Source organism: Sphingobium sp. VMM, from assembly GCF_056790315.1.
Window position 1 is genome coordinate 102,422 of sequence record NZ_JBXGSI010000007.1, and the last position, 19,770, is coordinate 122,191.

At 65.0% G+C, this 19,770-nt stretch carries 21 protein-coding genes; 12 read left to right on the forward strand and 9 right to left on the reverse strand.

Going from position 1 to position 19,770, the window contains the following annotated elements:
* Positions 1–32 precede the first annotated feature (32 nt).
* Together ctrA and ACUCV3_RS10855 are read right to left on the reverse strand one after the other, a co-directional pair.
* Positions 33–740, reverse strand: coding sequence for a response regulator transcription factor CtrA (ctrA, locus tag ACUCV3_RS10850; protein WP_004212203.1), 708 nt, complete (start codon positions 738–740; stop codon positions 33–35).
* Positions 741–1,028: 288 nt separating this feature from the next.
* Positions 1,029–1,922 (reverse strand): LysR family transcriptional regulator, encoded by an 894-nt coding sequence (locus ACUCV3_RS10855; RefSeq protein WP_029548055.1) that lies wholly within the window; start codon positions 1,920–1,922, stop codon positions 1,029–1,031.
* A gap of 108 nt (positions 1,923–2,030) precedes the next feature.
* Between ACUCV3_RS10855 and ACUCV3_RS10860 the strand changes: the two genes are divergently transcribed.
* Both ACUCV3_RS10860 and wrbA read left to right on the forward strand, forming a co-directional pair.
* Positions 2,031–2,750 (forward strand): pirin family protein, encoded by a 720-nt coding sequence (locus tag ACUCV3_RS10860; RefSeq protein ID WP_279729942.1) that lies wholly within the window; start codon positions 2,031–2,033, stop codon positions 2,748–2,750.
* A 130-nt stretch (positions 2,751–2,880) separates the two neighbouring features.
* Positions 2,881–3,480 (forward strand): NAD(P)H:quinone oxidoreductase, encoded by a 600-nt coding sequence (gene wrbA / locus ACUCV3_RS10865; RefSeq protein ID WP_004212197.1) that lies wholly within the window; start codon positions 2,881–2,883, stop codon positions 3,478–3,480.
* Between the two features lie 132 nt (positions 3,481–3,612).
* Here wrbA and ACUCV3_RS10870 read toward each other — a convergent pair whose 3' ends face one another.
* The 3 genes from ACUCV3_RS10870 to ACUCV3_RS10880 form a co-directional block, all read right to left on the reverse strand.
* The gene (locus ACUCV3_RS10870; RefSeq protein WP_482240616.1) at positions 3,613–5,481 is read right to left on the reverse strand and encodes a HupA family protein; all 1,869 of its coding nucleotides are present in this window, start codon (positions 5,479–5,481) and stop codon (positions 3,613–3,615) included.
* A 13-nt stretch (positions 5,482–5,494) separates the two neighbouring features.
* Positions 5,495–6,841 (reverse strand): surface lipoprotein assembly modifier, encoded by a 1,347-nt coding sequence (locus tag ACUCV3_RS10875; protein ID WP_482240617.1) that lies wholly within the window; start codon positions 6,839–6,841, stop codon positions 5,495–5,497.
* A gap of 107 nt (positions 6,842–6,948) precedes the next feature.
* Positions 6,949–7,134: a hypothetical protein gene (locus ACUCV3_RS10880; RefSeq protein ID WP_004212193.1), complete on the reverse strand. Its 186-nt coding sequence runs from the start codon at positions 7,132–7,134 to the stop codon at positions 6,949–6,951.
* Positions 7,135–7,304: 170 nt separating this feature from the next.
* On the opposite strand from ACUCV3_RS10880, the gene ACUCV3_RS10885 reads away from it, so the two are divergent.
* From ACUCV3_RS10885 to ACUCV3_RS10895, 3 genes are all read left to right on the forward strand, one after another.
* Positions 7,305–7,760, forward strand: coding sequence for a carboxymuconolactone decarboxylase family protein (locus ACUCV3_RS10885; protein WP_482240618.1), 456 nt, complete (start codon positions 7,305–7,307; stop codon positions 7,758–7,760).
* Positions 7,760–8,620, forward strand: a complete 861-nt coding sequence (locus ACUCV3_RS10890) for a sigma-70 family RNA polymerase sigma factor (protein ID WP_279729948.1) — start codon at positions 7,760–7,762, stop codon at positions 8,618–8,620. Before ACUCV3_RS10885 ends, ACUCV3_RS10890 begins: the two co-directional genes overlap by 1 nt.
* Before the next feature lie 88 nt (positions 8,621–8,708).
* Positions 8,709–9,263, forward strand: a complete 555-nt coding sequence (locus ACUCV3_RS10895) for a hypothetical protein (RefSeq protein WP_279776242.1) — start codon at positions 8,709–8,711, stop codon at positions 9,261–9,263.
* Between the two features lie 12 nt (positions 9,264–9,275).
* Here ACUCV3_RS10895 and ACUCV3_RS10900 read toward each other — a convergent pair whose 3' ends face one another.
* Positions 9,276–10,022 carry an SDR family NAD(P)-dependent oxidoreductase gene (locus ACUCV3_RS10900; RefSeq protein ID WP_279729951.1) on the reverse strand — a complete coding sequence of 249 codons (747 nt, stop codon included), beginning with the start codon at positions 10,020–10,022 and terminating at the stop codon, positions 9,276–9,278.
* 119 nt (positions 10,023–10,141) lie between these two features.
* On the opposite strand from ACUCV3_RS10900, the gene ACUCV3_RS10905 reads away from it, so the two are divergent.
* Positions 10,142–10,828, forward strand: coding sequence for a TetR/AcrR family transcriptional regulator (locus ACUCV3_RS10905; protein WP_279729953.1), 687 nt, complete (start codon positions 10,142–10,144; stop codon positions 10,826–10,828).
* Here ACUCV3_RS10905 and ACUCV3_RS10910 read toward each other — a convergent pair.
* Complete coding sequence (locus ACUCV3_RS10910; RefSeq protein ID WP_279729955.1) at positions 10,825–11,784, reverse strand: acyltransferase family protein; 960 nt, start codon at positions 11,782–11,784, stop codon at positions 10,825–10,827. The two genes, ACUCV3_RS10905 and ACUCV3_RS10910, sit on opposite strands and share 4 nt — an antisense overlap.
* A gap of 86 nt (positions 11,785–11,870) precedes the next feature.
* Here ACUCV3_RS10910 and ACUCV3_RS10915 point away from each other — a divergent pair, with 86 nt between their 5' ends.
* The 6 genes from ACUCV3_RS10915 to ACUCV3_RS10940 all read left to right on the forward strand — a co-directional run bounded on the left by ACUCV3_RS10915 (position 11,871) and on the right by ACUCV3_RS10940 (position 16,265).
* Positions 11,871–12,551 (forward strand): RluA family pseudouridine synthase, encoded by a 681-nt coding sequence (locus ACUCV3_RS10915; RefSeq protein ID WP_010339964.1) that lies wholly within the window; start codon positions 11,871–11,873, stop codon positions 12,549–12,551.
* Between the two features lie 16 nt (positions 12,552–12,567).
* Positions 12,568–12,993: an alternative ribosome rescue aminoacyl-tRNA hydrolase ArfB gene (gene arfB, locus ACUCV3_RS10920; RefSeq protein ID WP_482240619.1), complete on the forward strand. Its 426-nt coding sequence runs from the start codon at positions 12,568–12,570 to the stop codon at positions 12,991–12,993.
* A gap of 87 nt (positions 12,994–13,080) precedes the next feature.
* Positions 13,081–14,298 carry a glycosyltransferase family 87 protein gene (locus ACUCV3_RS10925; protein WP_048936955.1) on the forward strand — a complete coding sequence of 406 codons (1,218 nt, stop codon included), beginning with the start codon at positions 13,081–13,083 and terminating at the stop codon, positions 14,296–14,298.
* Positions 14,299–14,338: 40 nt separating this feature from the next.
* A complete protein-coding gene (locus ACUCV3_RS10930; protein WP_125987183.1) occupies positions 14,339–14,824 on the forward strand; it encodes a GAF domain-containing protein in 486 nt (161 codons plus the stop codon).
* Positions 14,825–14,954: 130 nt separating this feature from the next.
* Positions 14,955–15,821, forward strand: coding sequence for an RcnB family protein (locus tag ACUCV3_RS10935; RefSeq protein ID WP_279729958.1), 867 nt, complete (start codon positions 14,955–14,957; stop codon positions 15,819–15,821).
* A gap of 66 nt (positions 15,822–15,887) precedes the next feature.
* Positions 15,888–16,265 (forward strand): VOC family protein, encoded by a 378-nt coding sequence (locus tag ACUCV3_RS10940; RefSeq protein WP_004212180.1) that lies wholly within the window; start codon positions 15,888–15,890, stop codon positions 16,263–16,265.
* Here the strand turns inward: ACUCV3_RS10940 and ACUCV3_RS10945 are convergent.
* Together ACUCV3_RS10945 and ACUCV3_RS10950 are read right to left on the reverse strand one after the other, a co-directional pair.
* Positions 16,246–18,792 carry a sensor domain-containing protein gene (locus ACUCV3_RS10945; protein ID WP_279729960.1) on the reverse strand — a complete coding sequence of 849 codons (2,547 nt, stop codon included), beginning with the start codon at positions 18,790–18,792 and terminating at the stop codon, positions 16,246–16,248. The two genes, ACUCV3_RS10940 and ACUCV3_RS10945, sit on opposite strands and share 20 nt — an antisense overlap.
* A 121-nt stretch (positions 18,793–18,913) precedes the next feature.
* Positions 18,914–19,732 carry an arginyltransferase gene (locus ACUCV3_RS10950; protein ID WP_279729961.1) on the reverse strand — a complete coding sequence of 273 codons (819 nt, stop codon included), beginning with the start codon at positions 19,730–19,732 and terminating at the stop codon, positions 18,914–18,916.
* Between the last annotated feature and the right edge of the window lie 38 nt (positions 19,733–19,770).

A 19,770-nucleotide genomic window follows, 5' to 3' on the forward strand; every position in this document is an offset into this window, starting at 1 on the left:
TTTCCACCCCCTGACATGCAATCAGCGGTCGATCAGGCAACCCGCGCTTCGAGCGCCTCGACCTCATCGGGATCACGCAGCACATAGCCGCGGCCCCATACGGTTTCGATATAATTGTCGCCACCGCAGGCCAGCGCCAGCTTCTTGCGCAGCTTGCAGATGAAGACGTCGATGATCTTGAGTTCGGGCTCGTCCATGCCACCATAGAGATGATTGAGGAACATCTCCTTGGTGAGGGTCGTGCCCTTGCGGAGCGAGAGCAGCTCCAGCATCGCATATTCCTTGCCGGTCAGATGGACGCGGTTGCCGTCCACTTCCACGGTCTTCGCGTCGAGATTCACCGCCAGCTTGCCGGTGCGGATGACCGACTGCGAATGGCCCTTCGAGCGGCGGACCACGGCGTGGATGCGCGCAATCAGTTCCTCGCGATGGAACGGCTTGGTGACATAATCGTCGGCGCCGAAGCCGAAGGACCGGACCTTGCTGTCCATTTCGGCGACACCCGACAGGATCAGCACCGGGGTCTGCACCCGTGCCGCCCGCAGCTTTTTCAGCACGTCATAGCCGTGCATGTCGGGCAGGTTCAGGTCGAGACAGATGATGTCATAGTCGTACAGCTTGCCGAGATCGAGGCCCTCTTCCCCGAGATCGGTGGTGTAGACATTGAAGCCCTCGGTCGTGAGCATAAGCTCGATCGCCTTGGCAGTGGTCGGTTCGTCCTCAATCAGCAGCACGCGCATTGGAAGCCCCTTCGTGTCGCAGGTCCGTTCACCCCACCAGAACGGTTTCTGCTCGCAATCATTAACCAAAAAACTTCTGAAGGACAAAGGTTAATTTTTCGCTAACCCGCAGGAATCCGCGAGTCGTATAAAAACGAATCTATTTACAAAGCGTTGACCCCGTAACGAAGCCCGCCGAGTCAAGCTGGATTACGGGATGAAACGAGCAAAGTCCTGCCCTGGTTCCGCCTTTCGCAGGGGCGATCCGTGGCGATCACAAGGCGGAAATTTGCACTTCGTAAACCAGCCTCAGCAACCATGGTGGCGGGTCAGGAAGTCGAGCAGCGCCTCCACCCGCGCCGGGCGCAGGCGCGAGGGCGGCGTCACCAGATGCAGGCCGAAGGGCGGCGGCCGCCAGTCGAGCAATATCTCCTCCAGCTCACCCGAGCGGATCGCATCGCCGACGATGAAATCGGGCAGACGGGCGATGCCAACGCCCAGCCGCAGCGCGGGCATCATCGCCTCGCCGCTGTTGACGGTGATGCGCGGGCGGACCTGCACCGTCACATTCTGCTGCCCCGGCCCGGTGAAGCGCCAGACATCGGGCGCGGTGACGTTGGAATAGCAGAGGCAGTCATGGCTGCCGAGGTCGGACGGATGGGTCGGGCGGCCGCGCTCGGCCAGATAGGCAGGCGAGGCGACGACATGCATATGGACGTCCGCCAGCCGGCGCGCACGCAGCGAACTGTCAGGCATGTCGGCGATGCGGATGGTGGCGTCGAGGCCGAGTTCGACGATGTCGATCTTGGCATCGGACAGATGCAGGTCGACATCGACCAGCGGGTTTTCCTTCGTGAACTGCGCAATCAGCGGCGCGATCCGCAGCAGGCCGAAATTCATCGGCGCGCCCAGGCGCACCGTGCCGGAGAGTTCGGCGGTCTCGTCGCGCGCGGCTTCCTCCGCCGCCTGCCCTTCGGCCAGGATGCGCTGGGCATGATCGGCAAGGCGGCGGCCGCTCTCGGTCAGCGCCAGGCGGCGGCTGGTGCGGCTGAACAGGCTGGTATCGAGATGCTGCTCCAGGCGGGTCACCGCCTTGGACACGGTGGCCTTGGAGACGCTGAGCGCCTTGGCCGCGTCGGTAAAGCTGCGATGTTCAACCACGGCGGCAAACATCGCCCAGGCCTCGAAATCAGGTAGGCGCATAGGGAAACAATCCGTTTCAACACTGCTTATTCAAGAAACGAACCTGATCGCTAGATTGTCGGAAAGCAAGCCGGAAGCATCCGGCATCGCAATCGAAAGGCAGACCCCATGAGCACGACAACCGCGAGCCGCATCGAGCGCCGCCCGTTCGCGTCGCTCGGCCATGCCGACCATGGCTGGCTGAACGCACGGCATCATTTTTCCTTCGCCAATTACTATGATCCCGCCCGCATGGGCTGGGGCGCGATCCGGGTATGGAACGACGACGAGATCGGTCCGCGCTCGGGCTTTCCCCCCCACCCGCACAGCGACATGGAGATCATTACCTATGTCCGCAGCGGCGCGATCACCCACCAGGACAGCCTGGGCAACAAGGGCCGGACCGAGGCTGGCGATGTCCAGGTGATGTCGGCCGGCACCGGCATCCGCCACGCCGAATATAATCTGGAGGACGAAACCACCACCCTGTTCCAGATCTGGGTCATTCCCCGGTCGATCGGCGGATCGCCCAGCTGGGGCGCCAAGCCCTTCCCGAAGGGCGATCGTTCCGGCAAGCTGGTGGTGCTGGCCAGCGGCCATGACGAGGACAGGGAAGCGCTGCGCATCCGGGCCGATGCCCGGCTGCTGGGCGGCACGATCAAGGCGGGCGACAGCGTGACCTATGACAGTGCCGAGGGGCGCCACCTCTATCTGGTCCCGGCAACGGGCCTGATCGAGATTGACGGCCAAACCTTCGAGGCACGGGACGGCGCGGCCATCATCGGCGGCGCTCCCATCACCATCACTGCGGTCGAGGACAGCGAGATCGTCCTGGTCGACAGCGAATAGACATGACGCTTACGCACCGGTCCGTCATTCCCCTCCCCTAGACGGACCGGTCCGGGTCGCCCGCATGCTCCCTCCCTTGTGCGGGCGACCACTCTTTCAACCTTTCAGTTTCAGATGAGGAGACGTGACAATGGCTAAGGTTCTGGTTCTCTATTATTCGTCCTACGGGCATATCGAAACGATGGCCAAGGCCATGGCCGAAGGCGCAGCCGCCGCCGGCGCGCAGGTCGACATCAAGCGCGTGCCCGAAACCGCGCCGCTGGAAGTCGCCAAGGCGGCCCATTTCAAGCTGGACCAGGACGCCCCGGTCGCGACCGTCGCCGAACTGGCAGATTATGACGCGATCATCATCGGCACCGGCACCCGTTTTGGCCGCATGTCGAGCCAGATGGCGGCCTTCCTGGATCAGGCCGGCGGCCTGTGGGCGCGCGGCGCACTCAATGGCAAGGTCGGTGGCGCCTTCACCTCGACCGCATCGCAGCATGGCGGCCAGGAAGTCACCCTCTTCTCGATCATCACCAACCTGCTGCATTTCGGCATGACGATCGTCGGCCTGGACTATGGCTTCGCCGGCCAGATGGGCGTCGACAAGGTGCGCGGCGGTTCGCCCTATGGTGCGACCACCCTGGCCGATGGCGACGGCAGCCGCCAGCCGAGCGAGGAAGAACTGGACGGCGCCCGCTATCAGGGCCGCCGGATCGCCGAAACCGCGATCAAGCTGCACGGTTAATCGCCGCCCGCGCCGTCTGGGGGACGCAGCCTGGCTGCGTTCTTCGGTCGCATGGGTGCGCCATCAGGTTGTAGGGAGCTGGCACGCCGGGACTGCGCGCCAGCTCCTTTTTCTTTCGAACTGGGGTCCGTTCTACTGCGTCTGCTTGCCGACCATGACGCCGCCCATGTTGAGCGTGCCGCCATTGACCGGATCGATCATGCCATAATTCCAGCGCGCAAAGAATTCCTGCGCCTGCGGGCCGGCAAACTGGCCGTTGATGCTGCCATTAGTGGTGCCAATGCCACGAATGGTCATTTCCTTTTCGAACTGTCCCGAAAAGCTGGATGCGCCGACAATGGAACTTCCGGCAAAATTCTGCGCCCCCAGTTCGTAGCGCTGCCCGCTATCGCGATCGGTTGCCACGGGGCGCATCACGCCCGACATACGGGCCGCGGCGAAATCATAGGAGAGGCTTGCATCGCCCGTGATGACATAGGGCCGCTGCGTTGCACTGGCACTTACGGGCACGGTCGTGATCCCCTGGATGATCGCCGCATAGCTGGCCGAACCAGACCGCGGCATCGCGCCATCCGGCGTCTTGCGGCCATAGGCCAGCACAGTTTCGTTGACGTCAGACTGATACAGGCTGGGAACGGGACCAACCGACCAGGTTGCAAAGCTGGTATAGGTCAGCGCAATCGTCGGGTTTCCGGCGCCCGGTTTCAGGACACGGATCTCGATCGGATATTCGCTGGCGACCCCACCAAATGTTTCCGTCTTCGTGGTCCGATAGACGTCGAAGGACGCATTGCTGGCCGCAGCATCCCTGATCGCGTCGGTCAAGGCGACATCGCTGACCACCGCAAACTGATTGACCACCAGACTGTCGCTATCTTCCGAATAGCGCATGGTGACGGGCGGTGTCGTCAGGCTGGTGATGCGCTGCATATAGCTGTTGGTGGGCGAGGTCAGGATATATTGCGCCTGCATGCCCGTGGTCTCGAACGCCTCATTGACGCGCAGCGCATCCAGCCCGCCATTGGCCGGCAATGTTGCCAGGTCGCGTCCCAGCAGCGTACCCAAATAGGCGCGCCCTCCTGTCGGCGTGTTCCAGCTCCAGGCCGCACCAAGCTCCTCATGGTTGGGGCCATAAAAGCGTCCATCGAACGACCCGGCCGGGTTGCTGGGCGCCCCGATCGTGAAACTACCGCTGAAGGCATTGGATCCGGACGCGATCCTGGCGCTGGCATACCAGTTGCTGGTGTCCACCTTTCCGCCATCCGTTCCATAGGTGGAAAAATCACCATTGCCGGTCAGGCCGCCAGAGGCGAAATCGATGTTGAGAGTGCCGCCCCCCCTGAGGCCCAGTGCCGTGTCGGCATAGGTGGCAATGCCGTTCAGCGATGCCACAAAAGTTGCGGTGCCGCCGAGCGGCATGGCCGAAGCCTTTGTTTCCACGCCATAGGTAAAGGCATCCGCTGTGGCGCTCACTGCGCTGCTATTTGCTGTGGTGCGTTGCCACACGGCAGCGCCGGCATATTGGAATTGCGGGCTGTCAGGCGTCCCCTTCTCAGCTGCGTTCTTACGAACGGCCAACGTGTCTGTGCGGTTACCCGATTTATCGACATAAACGTCGAGGTCCGCATTGCTGAGCGCAGCATCCCTGCTCGATACCGCAAAATTCTGCGAACGGTCGGCGGCCGACACCGAATAGCGATTGCTCGACGCATCATAACGGAACGTCAGTGCAGATTTGGCGGCAGTCGCCGTACCTGCTCCATTTGCCGGGAAGCTGGCTGTACCAGCCACCGCATTATTGACGAAAGTTTCCGAAACAAGCGGTGCGACCAGATCAGCATTGGCGCTCGGTGTGGGTGTGGGTGTGGGTGTGGGTGTGGGCGTCGGAGTAGGTGCTGGCGTGGGAGTGGGCGTACTGTTCACGCCACCACCCCCGCCACATGCAGAAAGCGCCAGCATCAAGGCGATCGCGCTCGCGCCGCGAAGAGCCTGTTTCGTCATCTTCATTCCCCCGTCAGAAAACCGAACCGATGCCGAACTCGGCAGAAATTCGGCGATATTGATAGATTTCGATGGTCGAGCGATTGCGTTCCCATTTGAGCCGCGCCAGTGGCGCGAACGGACCGACCTGCAAGGCGCGTAACGTCGCCCCGATGCTCGCGCTCAATCGATTTTCGATGCGCCGGCGTGGATAAAGAAGCAGCCGGGCATCAGCCTCCAAATGGCTGTATCCCATTGTCGCGACGAAGGTGGTGCGCCCCATTTCGCGGAAGCCATAGACGCTGCCCCCACCACTGACGAAGCTATAACCGGGATCGCGCGCTGCTTCGCGCAGGGCAAACATCTGAACGCCGCCGCCGCCCCGCGCGCTGAAGGCATGATCAAATGCCCCGGCCAGGGTGAAATCATCCGCTGTCTGCAAGGCGTTGCGCTGGTTGCGGACATGGGTGATGCCACCTTCAAGCTGAAGTTGGCTACGTTTTCCCACCGGGTGCAGCAGATTCGCGCTGCCACCATAGCCGGTCGAATAGAGACGGTCGCCATACCAGCGCCAGCTTGGCCCGGCCGCCACGGTAATACGATCCGACCCCGACAGATATTGGGGGCCGACCTGCAACGCCGCACTGATGTCGTTGAAAGAGGCATCGCGATAGAGCGAGGCGCCGACCGACGCGCGCACCATCAGATCCGCGCCCGGTTCGATGCCGTGGCGCCAATAGCCCTGGCCGCGCAGACTGAGCCCGACACCCGATTTTTCCTGGGCATCCTTGTCGAGCAGGAAATCGCCGATCACCGTTCCAAGCCGATCGGAACGGGTCGCGCGATTGACATTGCTGTCGGGCGCAAGGGCGAGTTCGATCGAACCGCCGAGCGTCTTCCGTGCGCTCAAGGCATTGGCATAGAAGCGCACCATCTGCTCGACCTGTGGCGGCAAGCCGGCAGCCTGTGCCGCGCGCATTTCGCGGCCGGCAGCCCGCACGTCACCGCTGGCAGCCAGCACCCTGGCCAGTTCCAACCGCACGCGGGCGGCATGGGGTTTTACATCAAGGATATGCCGGAACTCGACCGCCGCATCGCTGTAGCGTTGCAGGTCGTCGGCCAGCATCAGCCCCAGCCGGAAGCGCGCTTCGATCCGCAACTCGGGATCGGCATCGGCGAACAGGGCGCGATAGGCCGCCTGGGCGGTTTCGAAATCGCGTGCCTGTCGCGCGGATTCGGCAACGTCGAAAATCTGTCCAGCCGACAGGATGGCAGGTGTCGATGCGCGTTCCGCATCGACATGCTGCGCACTGGCAACCGACGTCGGCACGCACAGCACCGACGCGACAAGACGCGCCGCGAATCTGATAAAATCCCCCAAGCCCCCCTGAGTCCCCACTCAGCAAGCCGCCGATATAAAGGCCTTTTTTAGGAGCTCAATGGAATTTTACGATCCGGCAATGTTGGCGTGACCGAACCTTGTGGATGTCATCCCAGCGTCTTGGGCGTGACCCAGACTTCGACCGGGGTGATGAACTTGCCCGGTGCGGGCTTGCCGACGACGACGCGGTCGGCGGTGACCAGTTCGCCATTTTCAAGGTTCAGCGACACCCAGGGCTTGGGCATGCGCTCGAACTTCATCTTCTGGATGGGCTGGCCAGTGGCCGTGTTCATGATGGTGGCAATGATAGACATAGGGCGCGGCCGCTAGCGCCTGCGCCCGCCCCCTGTCCAGAGCCGGAATCGGCAAATATTTTCGCCCCTTGCGAAAAAAGTTGCTGCCCATGTCACATCGGGCGCGGCCGTCTCGTCATGTCAGCAATAGCAAGCAAAGGAGCTGTATCATGACCGACAAGATCAATCCCTATGCCGCCGCGCCGCAGCTGATGAAGAGCTGGACCGCCCTCTCCACCGCCATCGCCGACAGCCTGGAGCCGAGCCTGATCGAACTGGTGAAGATCCGTTCGTCGCAGATCAACGGCTGCGCCAATTGCATCAACATGCATACGTACGAAGCGCGCGAGAAGGGCGAGAGCGAACAGCGCATCTACCTGCTGTCGGCCTGGCGCGAGGCGCCCTGTTATACCGACCGCGAGCGCGCCGCGCTGGGCTGGACCGAGGCGCTGACCGAAATCGCCAAGGGCCACACCCATGAAGCGGCCAAGGAAGCGCTGAACTGGGAATTCACCGAGGAGGAACAGGTCAAGCTGACCCTGATGATCAACATCATCAATGGCTGGAACCGCATCGCCGTCGGCTTCAACCTCTGGTATGACCTGCCGATGAAGGCAGCAGCCTGATGGCGCGGGGGACGCAGACGGACGCGGCGGCGCGCTTCGACCCGCTGCGTCCCCGCCTGATCCGGGTGGCCTATCGCATGCTCGGATCGGTCGCCGATGCCGAGGATGTGGTGCAGGATGCCTTCATCCGCTGGATGGGCGCCGACCATGGCGCGGTGCGCGAACCCGAAGCCTTTCTCCGCCGCATCGTCACCCGCCTCTGCCTCGACCAGATGAAATCGGCGCGGGCGCAGCGCGAAACCTATGTCGGCCCTTGGCTGCCCGAACCGATGGTCGAGGAAGCGGACGAGGAAGAGGATGTCACCCTGCCGCTGATGCTGGCATTGGAGCGGCTGTCGCCGCTGGAGCGGGCCGCCTTCCTGCTGCACGATGTATTTGGGCTGGCCTTTGACGAGGTGGCGAGGACCATCCAGCGCGATGCCGCCGCCTGTCGTCAGCTTGCCGCCCGCGCGCGCGACCATGTGCGCGACGCCCGCCCCCGGTTCCAAATCGAAAAACAGCGCGGGCTGGAGATTGCCGGCGCCTTCTTCGCCGCGTCGCGCAGCGGCGACATGAGCACATTGGGCGCGCTGCTGGCGCAGGATGTCAGCTTCCACAGCGATGGCGGCGGCAAGCGCCCGGCCGCGATCCGCCCGGCGATCGGCCATGGCCAGGTGATGCAGGTCCACAAGGCGCTGGCCGTGCTGTTCGGCAAATATGGGTCGACCCTGCTGCGCACCTGCATGGTGAACGGCCTGCCCGGCTTCGTCACGCGCGAGGCCGATGGCGAATTGCAGACCACCGCGCTCGACATCGAGGACGGGCATGTCACCGCCATCTACATCATGCGCAACCCCGACAAGCTGCGCCATCTGCATTGAATGCTTAATCGCCGGATAAGCCCGTTCCTTGGGGAAATGGCAGCGAATGGCTGACATGGCAGGATCGGGGACCGGGAGCGAAACAGAGATGGTTGGTGCGATCGGCGGCTCGGGCAATGGCTGGGGCCAGTTCAAGAAGGCGATGGAAGAATTTGCCGAAAAGGTTCGGCAGGCGAACCAGAATAGCGGCAGCACGACAGCGAAAGTGACAGAGGCGAGCGCACCGGCGGCCACCACGCCGGTTGCGGCAAGCGAGCCGGTCGCCAGCGTCCAGCCGGCGGTCGAAACGACACCGGCTGTCGCAACGACCGCGCCGGCGCCGGTGATCGCGAGCGAATCGGCCGTCGTCGTCAGCGACAGCGTTTCCCTGTCACCTTCGCTGTCGCCCCTGACCTATAGCGCGCCCACGCCAGCGCCGCGATCGCAGGCCGTCGCCGCGCCGGCAACCACGCTGGACACGCAATTGTCCGACGCGGGCTATTATGCGTCGCCGGCGGCGTCGGCCGTCGCCGACCCGGTCGCCCCCGCCCAGCAGGAGGATGCCGCCGCGCTGAGCCAGGCGCAGGTGATCGCCCAGGCCGCCTATGCCCTGGTCGCCCGCGCCGGCGAGGATCATCGGCTGTCGCTGATCCAGCAGGGCTGACGCCCCGCGCCGTCAGCGCGCCAGATAGCCGCCATCGACCGGATAATAGGTTCCGGTCATGAAGGAGGCGCGGTCGGACAGGAGGAAGCTGGTCATGGCAGCGATCTCCTCCGGGCGCGCCAGCCTGTCAAACGCATGCAGGCCGGCGAGGACCCCCCGTTCCGCATCGGTCATGGTCTTGCCGAGCGCCGGGGTTTCGACAAAGGCCGGCCCGACCGCATTCACCCTGATACCCTGGCCGGCATAGTCGAGCGCGGCAGTCTTGGTCATGCCGACGACAGCATGCTTGGACGTCACATAGGCGGCCGAACCGGCCCAGCCGACCGCGCCCAGGATCGAGGCCATGTTGACGATCGCGCCGCCACCGGATTTCAGCATCGCCGGGATCTGATATTTCATGCCGTAGAAGACGCTGTGCAGATCGACGCCGACAACCCGGTGCCAGTCATCGATGGCGATGTCGGCCAGCGGTGTGGACGGCGCGCCGATCCCGGCATTATTGACCGCCAGATGCAGTCCGCCGAAGGTTTCGACGGCGAAGTCGACACTGGCGCTGACCGCTTGTGCATCGCTGACATCGACCTTGAAGGCGCGCGCCCGATCCTCGCCACAGGATTGCGCGAGACGCTGTGCCCCCGCCTCGTCGAAATCGGCGATGACGACCTTCGCCCCTTCCGCCAACAAATCCTTCACCACCGCTTCGCCGATGCCCGATGCACCGCCGGTGACGATCGCGACCCGATCCTGAAACAACGCCATTCCAACTGCTCCTTGATTATCGCCGCCGGGCGACGGCATGACTGATGGGAAATAAACTCGACTCAAAGTATCCGGTTCCGTATCCTTTTATGCCGGAGCCGAATGGAAGGAAAGCAGGGATGGCCGCCGACACCAGCCAGCGGGCTGACGGATCAGGGAGCGACGGATCGGCGCGGCCGACAGGCCGGCCGTCGCGCGAGGCGGCCGAACAGATTGAAGCGACGATGCTGGATGCGGCATTGGCGACCTTCATCGAGGCTGGTTTCCAGGGGGCCAGCATGGAAGCCATCGCCCGCCGCGCTGGCGTGACCAAGCGCACCCTCTATCGCCGCGCGCGGACCAAGTCGGACCTGTTCGTCGAGGTGGTCGAGCGCCTGGCACGCCAGTCGGGCATGCCCAATCTGGCGCGGGTCGAGGCCGGTCCGCTGGAACAGCGCTTGCAGGCGGCGGGCGAGATATTGCTCGGCTGGCTGCTCAATCCCCATGCGATCGCGCTGTATCGCATGATCGTGGCGGAGGCGGCGCGTCAGCCGGGGCTGGCGCTCAGCGTCGATGGGCCGTTCCAGCGCGCCAGCACGGCGATCGCCGCCATTCTGGCCGAGGATGGCGCCTGGCCGGCAGAGACGGTCAGGCTGGGCGCGGACATGTTCGTGCGGCTGGTTGCCGGCGAGGCGCTGGACCGGGCGGCGCAGGGGATCGAGCCGGCTGGCGTTTCAGACCGGACGCATGCGCGCGCCATGGCGGCCATCGCCTTTTTCCTGGCCGGCTGGCGATCCTGGCCAGCGTCGACGCCGTCCTTGTCCTAGAGCATCCAGCGGCTGAGGCGCGGGGACAGGCGGATGAGGTGCCACAGGGCGAAGGGCGCCAGCAGCGCGAGCGCAAGCAGCCAGGGCTTGGCCAGATAGGGCGTGCCATAATGGATGATCGCTACATGCAGATACATGATGACCAGTGACGCCCGGCCGATCGCGGCGAGCGGGGCCGCTAAGGGCGCGATCCGGGCGGACAGGCGGAAAAGCAGCAACGATGTCGCGATGCCGGACGCGATCGAGAGCAAGGGCCAGCCATAGTCGCCCGCCTTCATGTTGAGGGTCGGCAGCCAGCCGCAAAGGCCCGCCAGCGCGAGCAGGCCGAGCGGCACGATCCAGAGATTGCGCCAGTGCAGCCGGGGCCAGAGCGCGCCGACCCAGAGCAGGATCATCGCCATCGGCACGCTCAGCAAGCCGAGCGGCGAGGCCTGCGTCATCCAGCCCAGCCCCTCCGCCAGCACCAGCAGTCCCGGCATCAGGATCAGCCAGCGCGGATCGCGCGGATCAGGCCAGCGGTTGAGCGCGAGGTTGAACAGGATGCGCGCCAGCATCAGGCAGGGCACGAACCAGAAGATGGTATAGGGCCCGCGCAGCCAATAGCCGCCGAGCAGGATCGGCAGCAGATCGCGCGGCCATTGGTGGAAGATCGGCAGATTGCCCTTGGCCGGTTCGATGATCTGATCGGCCAGGATCAGCAGCGCGAGGAAGATGGCATAGGGGCGCATCTGGCTGACCAGTTGCCGCCGGGTGAAGGCGCCGACGGGATGCGGGCGCGAGAGCATGCCCGACAGCAGGAAGAAGAGCGGCATGTGGAAGCTGTACATGGCGTCGCGCAAGGCGCCGCGCGTCCAGACATGGCCGACCACCACGGCGATGATGCCGATGCCGCGCGCGACATCGACCCAGTCGAGCCGTTGCGGCGCATGTTGATAGGCAAGGCCCCTATTCTCCATCGGTTCCACGCCCTATAGGATGCGGCGTGGGCGTCAATCGCCCAGCCAGATTACCCGGACGCCAGATTTCCCGATCGGATTGATATTTGACCCTGCTTAGCGACAAAGTGCTGTTCATCGATGGCGAGGCCATCATCCTCGACAAGCCGGCCGGCCTGCCGGTCGACGCGCCGCGCGACGGATCGATCAGCCTTGAAAATCACCTCGCCTCGCTGACCTTCGGCTTCCAGCGCTGGCCGCTGGCGGTCCACCGGCTGGACCGCGACACCAGCGGCTGCCTGCTGCTCGCGCGCAATCCCAAGGCGCACAAGCGCTTTGCCGCCGCGTTCGAGGCCGGCACGGTCGAGAAGCGCTATGTCGCGGTGCTGGAGGGCGTGCCCGAGGCGGACGAAGGCACGATCGCCCTGTCGCTCAAGAAGGTGAGTACGCCGAGCCAGGGCTGGCGCATGATTGCGGCGAAGGCCGGCAAGCCCGCCGTCACCCACTGGCGCAAGCTGGCGGTGAAGGACGGCCGCGCGCTGATCGCCTTCACGCCCGAAACCGGCCGCACCCACCAGATCCGCGTCCATGCCCAGCATGGGCTGGGCTTCGGCATCGTCGGCGACCCGGTCTATGGCGACGGACAGGGCGCGATGCTGCTGCACAGCCGCTTCCTGAGCGTGCCGCGCGGCGACAACAAACCGCCCGCGCAGGCGACCGCGCCGCTGCCGCAGAGCTTCGTCGATGCGGGTTTCGGCCCCGAGATATTGGAGGAAGCCGGGCTGTAAGCCCCGGCCCCGCGCCATGGTCGCCATCCCCGTCACCCGCTCCATCGCGATCGACAGCGACGAGATCGTCGAGAGCTTCTTGCGCGCGTCGGGGCCGGGCGGCCAGCATGTGAACACCACCGACAGCGCAGTGATGCTGCGCTTCGACGTCGCCGCTTCGCCCGGCCTGCCCGATGCGGTGAAGCAGCGGCTGGCGGACCTGGCCGGATCGCGCATGACCCGCGAAGGCGTACTGATCCTGCGCAGCGAGGGCGCGCGATCGCAATTGCTCAACCGGCAGGAGGTGCGCGAGCGGCTGTTCGCGCTGATCCGCGAGGCGACGATCGTGCCCAAGAAGCGGCGCCCGACCAAGCCGACCAAGGCATCGCAGAAGCGCCGCGTCGACGGCAAGGTCAAGCGCGCCGCCGTGAAACAGGGACGCGGCCGGGTCAGGATGGACTGAATCTAGCGGCCATTTACGAATTAACCATCATTGCCTTGCTAGGAAGGGCTGAGCGCAGGACTGCGTTCCCAGCTTCCCGAGGATGCCATGCCGGCCGAACGCCCTATTCTTCTGCCACCGCGCCCCTGGAACTGGTTCATGTGGGTTGCCGCCACCTTCTTGGGCGCCTTCCTGATCCTCTCGGATTTGCGCCAACTTGACGGCCTGCACCTGCCCGAAGCCCGACTTCTGATCGGCCGCGATTTCCTCAATGTCTGGTCCGGCGGAACGCTCGCACTGACCGACCAGCTTGAGCGTCTCTATGATTTTCAGTCCTATATGGACTGGCAGGCCGGGCTTTTCGGCCCGCTGGAGATGCTGAACTACTCCTATCCTCCGCATAGCCTGTTCCTGGCGATACCCTTTGCGCTGTTTCCCTATCCGGTTGCGCTCGCCCTGTGGACGGGCCTTGGCGCCATCTTCTTTGCCTGGGCGGCCCGTCCCTACATACCGGCCGGCCTGTCCTCCTGGCTTGCGCTGCTGACGCCGGCGGCGATCGTCAATATCTGGGTCGGCCATTATGGGTTCGTCATTGGCGGCCTGTGGCTGCTGTTCTTCGCCCAGTTGCGCCATGCGCCGGTCCGCGCCGGCCTTGTCGCCGGGCTGCTGACGCTCAAGCCCCATCTGGGCCTGCTGATTGCCCTGACGCTGGTCCATCGCAGGGCCTTCCGGGCGATAGGCGCGGCACTCGCCGTCACCCTGGGGCTGATCGGGCTGAGCGGCTTGGCGTTCGGCTTCGATCTCTGGCCCACCTGGCTGACGGATACCTCTGCCCTCCAAACCCGGATCATGACCGCCGAAGGCGAGAAATTCTATTTCTTCATGATGACATCGGCCTATGTCGCGCTGCGCGCGGGGCCTTATTGGCTGCCGCTGCTGGCCCAGACCCTGTTTGCGGGCAGCGCGCTCTACATGGTCTGGCGCGCGCGTCACTGCACCGTCCATCAACTGGCCTTCATCACGGCCACCGCGACGGCCCTGATCACCCCCTATATCTTCAACTATGACCTGACGGTTTGCTGCCTTGGCTTCGCGATCCTGCTTTATGGCCAATGGCACGCGCTTCATCGCAAAGAGCGGATCATCCTGTGGATGGCCTTTGCCGCGCCCTTGCTGGTGATGGCGTGGAACCTCATTGCACCGATCGCCCTGCTTGCCGGCCTTGTCGTCCAGATACGCTGCTACACGGGCATATCCTATGCAGATCTGCTGTTGCCGGCCCCTCTCAAGCGGCGATTGATCGATAAACCCCTCCCGACATCCTAGCCTCTGGCCGAGCGGTGCGGGCCATCCTATATGCGTGCCCATGTATGATTTCGCCCCCGCTGCCGACGCCGACAAGGCGACGCTTTACGCCGATCTTCTGTCCGCTGCCGACGCGCTAACCCGCGACGAACCCGATGCTGTCGCCAATATGGCGAACCTGTCGGCGCTGATCTGGCAGTTCCTGCCCGACCTCAACTGGGCCGGCTTCTATCGCATGGTCGAGGATGAGCTGGTGCTGGGGCCTTTTCAGGGCAAGGCGGCCTGCATCCGCATCCCGCTGGGCCGCGGCGTGTGCGGCACCGCCGCGCAGACGCGCGAGACGCAGTTGGTGGCCGATGTCCATGCCTTCCCCGGCCATATCGCCTGCGACGCGGCGAGTGCGTCCGAGATCGTCGTGCCGGTGGTGCATGACGGCCGGCTGATCGGCGTGCTGGACCTGGACAGCCCCCGCCCCGCCCGGTTCGACAGTGCCGACCAGCAGGGGCTGGAAGAACTGGTCGCGCGGATCGCCGGCCGCATCGGCTGATCGCCGCCCTGCCCCGTTCCGGGACAGGATTTCATAAGCCGAACATGGCGTTGCACGGATCGTCATGCTAATTTCCGCGTTAGCATGATGACCGTGCGGGCGGCCTGACGCCCCTGCGGGAACAGGGAGCATGATGATGGCCGCGCGCTTTTTCTTCGCCAGCAGCGCCATGGCGCTGATCGCCAGCCTTGCGGGGCCGGTTGCCGCGCAGACATCCGCCGCGTCCGGCACCAGCGTGGTCCGCACCACCACCACGGCGACGGCCACGACCGCCCATCGCTGGGGACCGCGCTATGACGGGCGCTGGTATGCCGGCTGGGCCGCGCCGGGCGGCTGGCAAAGCTATCAGCGGCCACGCGTGGGCTTTGCCCTGCCCGCCTACTGGGTCCATCCGCGCTTCTTCATCGCCAATTATGGCGCCTATGGCCTGCCGGCGCCGACCACCGGCTATGGCTGGTCGCGCTATTATGACGATGCGGTGATGACCGACCAATATGGCCGGGTGCGCGACGTGCGCAGCGGCATCGACTGGTCGCGCTATGAGGGTGGCTATGAAGAGGGTGCGGCGCAGCCGGCCGTCATCGCCAGTTCCGGTGGCGAGGCCGGCTATAGTGCGCCCGACGACATGGTGACCTATAGCCCCGCGCCGCAGCCCACGCCGCAGCCCGCCCCGTCCAGCCGCCCCGGCGTGGATTATGATGCGCCCGCCTATGCCAGCAGCGCCGTCAGCCCGAGCGCGACGGCGGTGACGACTGTTGCGGCGGCTCCGACGCCTCCGGCAGCTCCGGTGGCAGCGACGAGCGGCACGCACTGGTCGAACCAGCCGGCGACCACGACCGTCGTGTCGGCCGCGCCGCCGGTGCCCGGCCTGCCGCCGGGCGGCTATATTTCGGGCGGCTTCTATTATCCGCCGCCGCTGGTGACGACCATCATCATCAATCCCGACGGCACGACCCAGGCGACCACCCGCTACGCGACCGAGGCGGCGCCGCGCTGAGCCGTCTGGAACCGCGACCATGGGTTGGTGCGTTGACGAGCGGGATCAGGCGACGGGAGTGACGCAATGCTGCATCATGTATCGGTGGGCACCAATGATGTGGCGCGGGCGCGGGCCTTCTACGACCCGCTGATGGCGCTGCTGGGCTATCGCAGCCTGCGCGACCACCCCCATTCGCTCGACTATGGCGTGACCGACGTGGTGTTCAGCGTCGAGACGCCGGTCGATGGCGCGCCCGCGAGCGCGGGCAACGGCATCCATATCTGCTTCGTCGCGGCCGATCGCGGCGCGGTCGACGGATTTCATCGACTGGCGCTGGAGCTGGGCGGCAGCGATGCCGGGCCGCCGGGCGTGCGGCCGCAATATGACGATCATTATTATGGCGCCTTCGTGCGCGATCCCGATGGCAACAAGATAGAGGCGGTCACTTTTTCGGCGCGATAGGCGCGGCGCCGCGCGCGGCGAGGACCGAGGCGGCGGGCTGTGGCCGGCCATAATGATAGCCCTGCGCGATATGGCAGCCATGCTGAAGGAGCAGCGCAGCCTGTTCGGCGGTCTCCACGCCCTCGGCCACCACCTCCATCCGGAAGCTGCTGCCCAGCTTGATGACGGCGTCGACGATGGCGGCGTCGCCGGCATCGCTGTCGACATGGCTGACGAAGCTGCGGTCGATCTTCAGCACATTGACCGGATATTGCTTGAGATGACTGAGCGAGGCGAAGCCGGTGCCGAAATCGTCGAGGGCGATACGCACCCCACCCCGCGCGAACCGGTCAAGCGCGCGCGCGACCTGATCGGCGCCGCGGCCGAGGAAGACCGACTCGGTCACTTCGATCTCGAAATTCTGTGCCGGCACGCCATGCTGATCCAGCCGGGCGAGGACATGATCGGCAAAATCGGCCTGAAGCAGATCCGCCGCCGAGGCGTTGACCGCCACCCGGCCGGGATCGAAGCCCATCCCGAGCCAGGCCGCCATGTCGTGCAGCACCGCGTCGAGCATGAGGTCGGTCAGACGGATGGCCAGTTCGCCATGCTCGAAGGCGGCAGCAATGGTGGCGGGCGCCTGGACACCGAGCCGGGGATGCTGCCAGCGCAGCAACGCTTCATAGCCCAGCACCTGCCCGCTGCGCATGTCGACCTTGGGCTGATAATAGGGTTCGACCAGCCGCTCGGCGATCACCTGGCGCGCCATGTGGATCATCGAACTGCGCTGCTGCGCGTCGGCGCGCAACTGGGAATGGAACATGGTGAGCCGGCTGCGACCGCTCGCCTTCGACGCATAGAGCGCCAGGTCGGCGGCCTTGAACAGTTCATGCGCATCGTCGCCATGCTCGCCAAACACGGCGCCACCGACGCTGACCCCAGCTTCGAGCAACTGCCCCTGATAGGCGAAGGGCACCCGCATCTTGTCCAATATGGCCTGGCTGCAGGCCTGCACGGTCGCACTATCCACCAGCGAGGCGGCGATCAGGCCGAACTCGTCCCCGCCCAGGCGCCCGACCACGGCATCGGCTGGCGCCGCCGCGGCCAGACGCTCGGCAAAGCCGCAGAGCAGCGCATCGCCCGCATCATGGCCGAGCGAATCGTTGATTCGCTTGAGATCATCGATGTCGAACAGCATCAGGCCGAAGCCCGCGCCGGTCGGGCGCGCCTGATCCGCCAGTTCCTCCAGCACGCCCTGCCACAATGTCCGGTTGGGCAGCCGCGTCATCGGATCGTGGGTGGCAGCCCAGCGGATACGTTCTTCCGCATCGCGCTGTTCGGTGACATCCAGGAAGGTGACGATGATCCGGCGCAACTGGCCGACTTCCGTGCGCGTCGCCCAGCCGGTGCTGCGGATCCAGCGCAGCGCGCCATTGTCGGCGCGATGGACGCGCAGGGTCGCCTCGAAATGGGGCGGCAGGACATTGGCGGCGACGCCGTCCATCATCGCCTTGAGCTTGTGCCGATCATCGGGATGGACGAGCGACAGAGCCAGTTCTGTGGTTGCCGGCGCGTCCGCCGTCAGGCCCAGCATCGCTCGGAATTCCGCCGACCAGCTGCGCTGGCCCGAGCGTGCGTCATAGTCCCAGATGCCGAGCCGCGCCGACTGCACCGCAAGGCGGAAATGCTCCTCGCTTTCCGCCACCGCCTGCTGCGCCAGCTTCTGATTATGGATATCCTCCAGCGTGCCATACCAGCGGATGATCGCGCCCTTGCCATCACGCCGGGCGGCCGCGCGGGCGCGCATCCAGCGATAGCTGCCGTCGCGCAGGCGCAGGCGATAATCGACATCGACCGGATCGCCCGACTGGAGCCGTTCGCGCCATAGCGCCAGGGTCCGGTCCATGTCGTCGGGATGCAGGGCGTTGATCCAGCCAGCGCCCATCGCCTGTTCGGGCGAGCTGCCGGTCAGATCGCGCCAGCGCGGCCCGACCTCCTCGATCGCGCCATCGGGCGTGGCGGTCCAGGGAACCTGGGGGCTGAGTTCTACCGACCAGCGATGATGTTCGCGACTTTCCGCCAGCGCGGTTTCCAGCAATTCAGCCTGTTTGTCGCGACGATCATGCATATCCTCGACCGTTCCATACCAGCGCCATACCCCTGCGGGCATTGCCTGCCGCGTCAAGCGGAGCAGGCACCAGCGGCTTGCGCCATCTGCGCAACGCAGGCGAACGACCAGCGGTTCCGGCTGCGACGACGCGGCGGCGGCCCGTATGATGATCCCGATATCGACCGAATCAAAGCCCTTGCGCCAGCCATGGCGCATCAGCCCCATGCGAAGCCCCCCGCCCCGCACCTCGCCCTCGACCCAGTAGGTCAGCAGGCGACCGCGATAATCCGCGAACCAGTGAATGACGGGTGGGCGTACATGCTTGATCCTGGCCGATAATGTCCTGTGCGCGACGTTGGCGCCGGACGGCATAAGGGCCGCTGGCCCGCCAAGTTCGCGGGCGCCATCGGCAAAGCGCCGATCAGCGAAGCGATCCATCGCCCATCCCCGATTGCCGTGCCGCCCTGTTCCTCATGGCAGCGATGATGCAGGAAAAGCTTAAACAAGCCTGCACGTAACCGGAATGATCAGGAATCTGTAATTTACAGAAACTGCGCCGTCAGCGGCGCAGGATCGCAGCCAGTTCGACCGGCAGCGGCGGCTCGTCCCGCGGCATGACGACACGGATCGCCTGCGCCTGCTCCTCCGGATCGAAGCGGACCCAGCCGGCACGGCTGAGCTTTTCGAGCGGACGATAGCGGATCTTGTACTGCATCCGCTGCGAGCCATCGACCCAATAGCCCAGATACACATAGGCCAGGCCCGCGCGGGCAGCGCGCTGGATATGATCCATGATGATGAAGTTGCCGAGGCCGGGGCGATCTTCCATTTCGGTGTCGAAGAAGCTGTAGATCATCGACAGGCCGTCACCCTGGCGATCGGTCAGGCAGGCGCCGACCAGCTTGCCGGGGCGGCCATCCTCGCCGGGCAGGCGATATTCAACGACATGGCTTTCGACCGGGGTCTGTTCGACCATGTCGGCAAAGTCCATCTCGTCCATTTCGGTCATGCCGCCGCCGGGATGCCGCGCGCGCAGATAGCGCTGGAGCAATTCGAACTGCTCCTCGGTCGACCAGGGCTTGCAGGCGGTGACGACGAGGTCGCTGTTGCGGCGGATCAGCTTGCGCTGCGTCGCGTTGGGCTTGAACTCCTGCGCGACGACGCGGACCGACACGCAGGCCGAGCAATCGGCGCAGCTGGGGCGATAGGCGACATTCTGGCTGCGGCGGAAGCCGATGCGGCCGAGTGCATCATTGAGTTCCGAGGCATTGTCGCCGTTGAGTTCGGTGAAGACCTTCCGCTCGCTCTTGCCGGGCAGATAGGGGCAAGGGCTGGGGTTCGTCACGAAGAAACGCGGAAAGCGGAATGGTGCGCTCATGCCTCTCCCCCCGATTCAGTCATGCGAATTTGCCTTTT

Excerpts from the sequence above, each read along its gene's own strand:
- ACUCV3_RS10930 (WP_125987183.1), top strand. The coding sequence starts at position 14,339 with ATGTATGATTTCGCCCCCGCTGCCGACGCCGACAAGGCGACGCTTTAC.
- ACUCV3_RS10860 (WP_279729942.1), top strand. The coding sequence starts at position 2,031 with ATGAGCACGACAACCGCGAGCCGCATCGAGCGCCGCCCGTTCGCGTCG.
- ACUCV3_RS10945 (WP_279729960.1), bottom strand. The coding sequence starts at position 18,792 with ATGGATCGCTTCGCTGATCGGCGCTTTGCCGATGGCGCCCGCGAACTT.
- ctrA (WP_004212203.1), bottom strand. The coding sequence starts at position 740 with ATGCGCGTGCTGCTGATTGAGGACGAACCGACCACTGCCAAGGCGATC.
- ACUCV3_RS10855 (WP_029548055.1), bottom strand. The coding sequence starts at position 1,922 with ATGCGCCTACCTGATTTCGAGGCCTGGGCGATGTTTGCCGCCGTGGTT.
- ACUCV3_RS10925 (WP_048936955.1), top strand. The coding sequence starts at position 13,081 with ATGCCGGCCGAACGCCCTATTCTTCTGCCACCGCGCCCCTGGAACTGG.
- ACUCV3_RS10940 (WP_004212180.1), top strand. The coding sequence starts at position 15,888 with ATGCTGCATCATGTATCGGTGGGCACCAATGATGTGGCGCGGGCGCGG.
- arfB (WP_482240619.1), top strand. The coding sequence starts at position 12,568 with ATGGTCGCCATCCCCGTCACCCGCTCCATCGCGATCGACAGCGACGAG.
- ACUCV3_RS10870 (WP_482240616.1), bottom strand. The coding sequence starts at position 5,481 with ATGACGAAACAGGCTCTTCGCGGCGCGAGCGCGATCGCCTTGATGCTG.
- ACUCV3_RS10935 (WP_279729958.1), top strand. The coding sequence starts at position 14,955 with ATGATGATGGCCGCGCGCTTTTTCTTCGCCAGCAGCGCCATGGCGCTG.
- ACUCV3_RS10885 (WP_482240618.1), top strand. The coding sequence starts at position 7,305 with ATGACCGACAAGATCAATCCCTATGCCGCCGCGCCGCAGCTGATGAAG.
- ACUCV3_RS10895 (WP_279776242.1), top strand. The coding sequence starts at position 8,709 with ATGGTTGGTGCGATCGGCGGCTCGGGCAATGGCTGGGGCCAGTTCAAG.
- ACUCV3_RS10900 (WP_279729951.1), bottom strand. The coding sequence starts at position 10,022 with ATGGCGTTGTTTCAGGATCGGGTCGCGATCGTCACCGGCGGTGCATCG.
- ACUCV3_RS10910 (WP_279729955.1), bottom strand. The coding sequence starts at position 11,784 with ATGGAGAATAGGGGCCTTGCCTATCAACATGCGCCGCAACGGCTCGAC.
- ACUCV3_RS10880 (WP_004212193.1), bottom strand. The coding sequence starts at position 7,134 with ATGAACACGGCCACTGGCCAGCCCATCCAGAAGATGAAGTTCGAGCGC.
- wrbA (WP_004212197.1), top strand. The coding sequence starts at position 2,881 with ATGGCTAAGGTTCTGGTTCTCTATTATTCGTCCTACGGGCATATCGAA.
- ACUCV3_RS10890 (WP_279729948.1), top strand. The coding sequence starts at position 7,760 with ATGGCGCGGGGGACGCAGACGGACGCGGCGGCGCGCTTCGACCCGCTG.
- ACUCV3_RS10950 (WP_279729961.1), bottom strand. The coding sequence starts at position 19,732 with ATGAGCGCACCATTCCGCTTTCCGCGTTTCTTCGTGACGAACCCCAGC.
- ACUCV3_RS10905 (WP_279729953.1), top strand. The coding sequence starts at position 10,142 with ATGGCCGCCGACACCAGCCAGCGGGCTGACGGATCAGGGAGCGACGGA.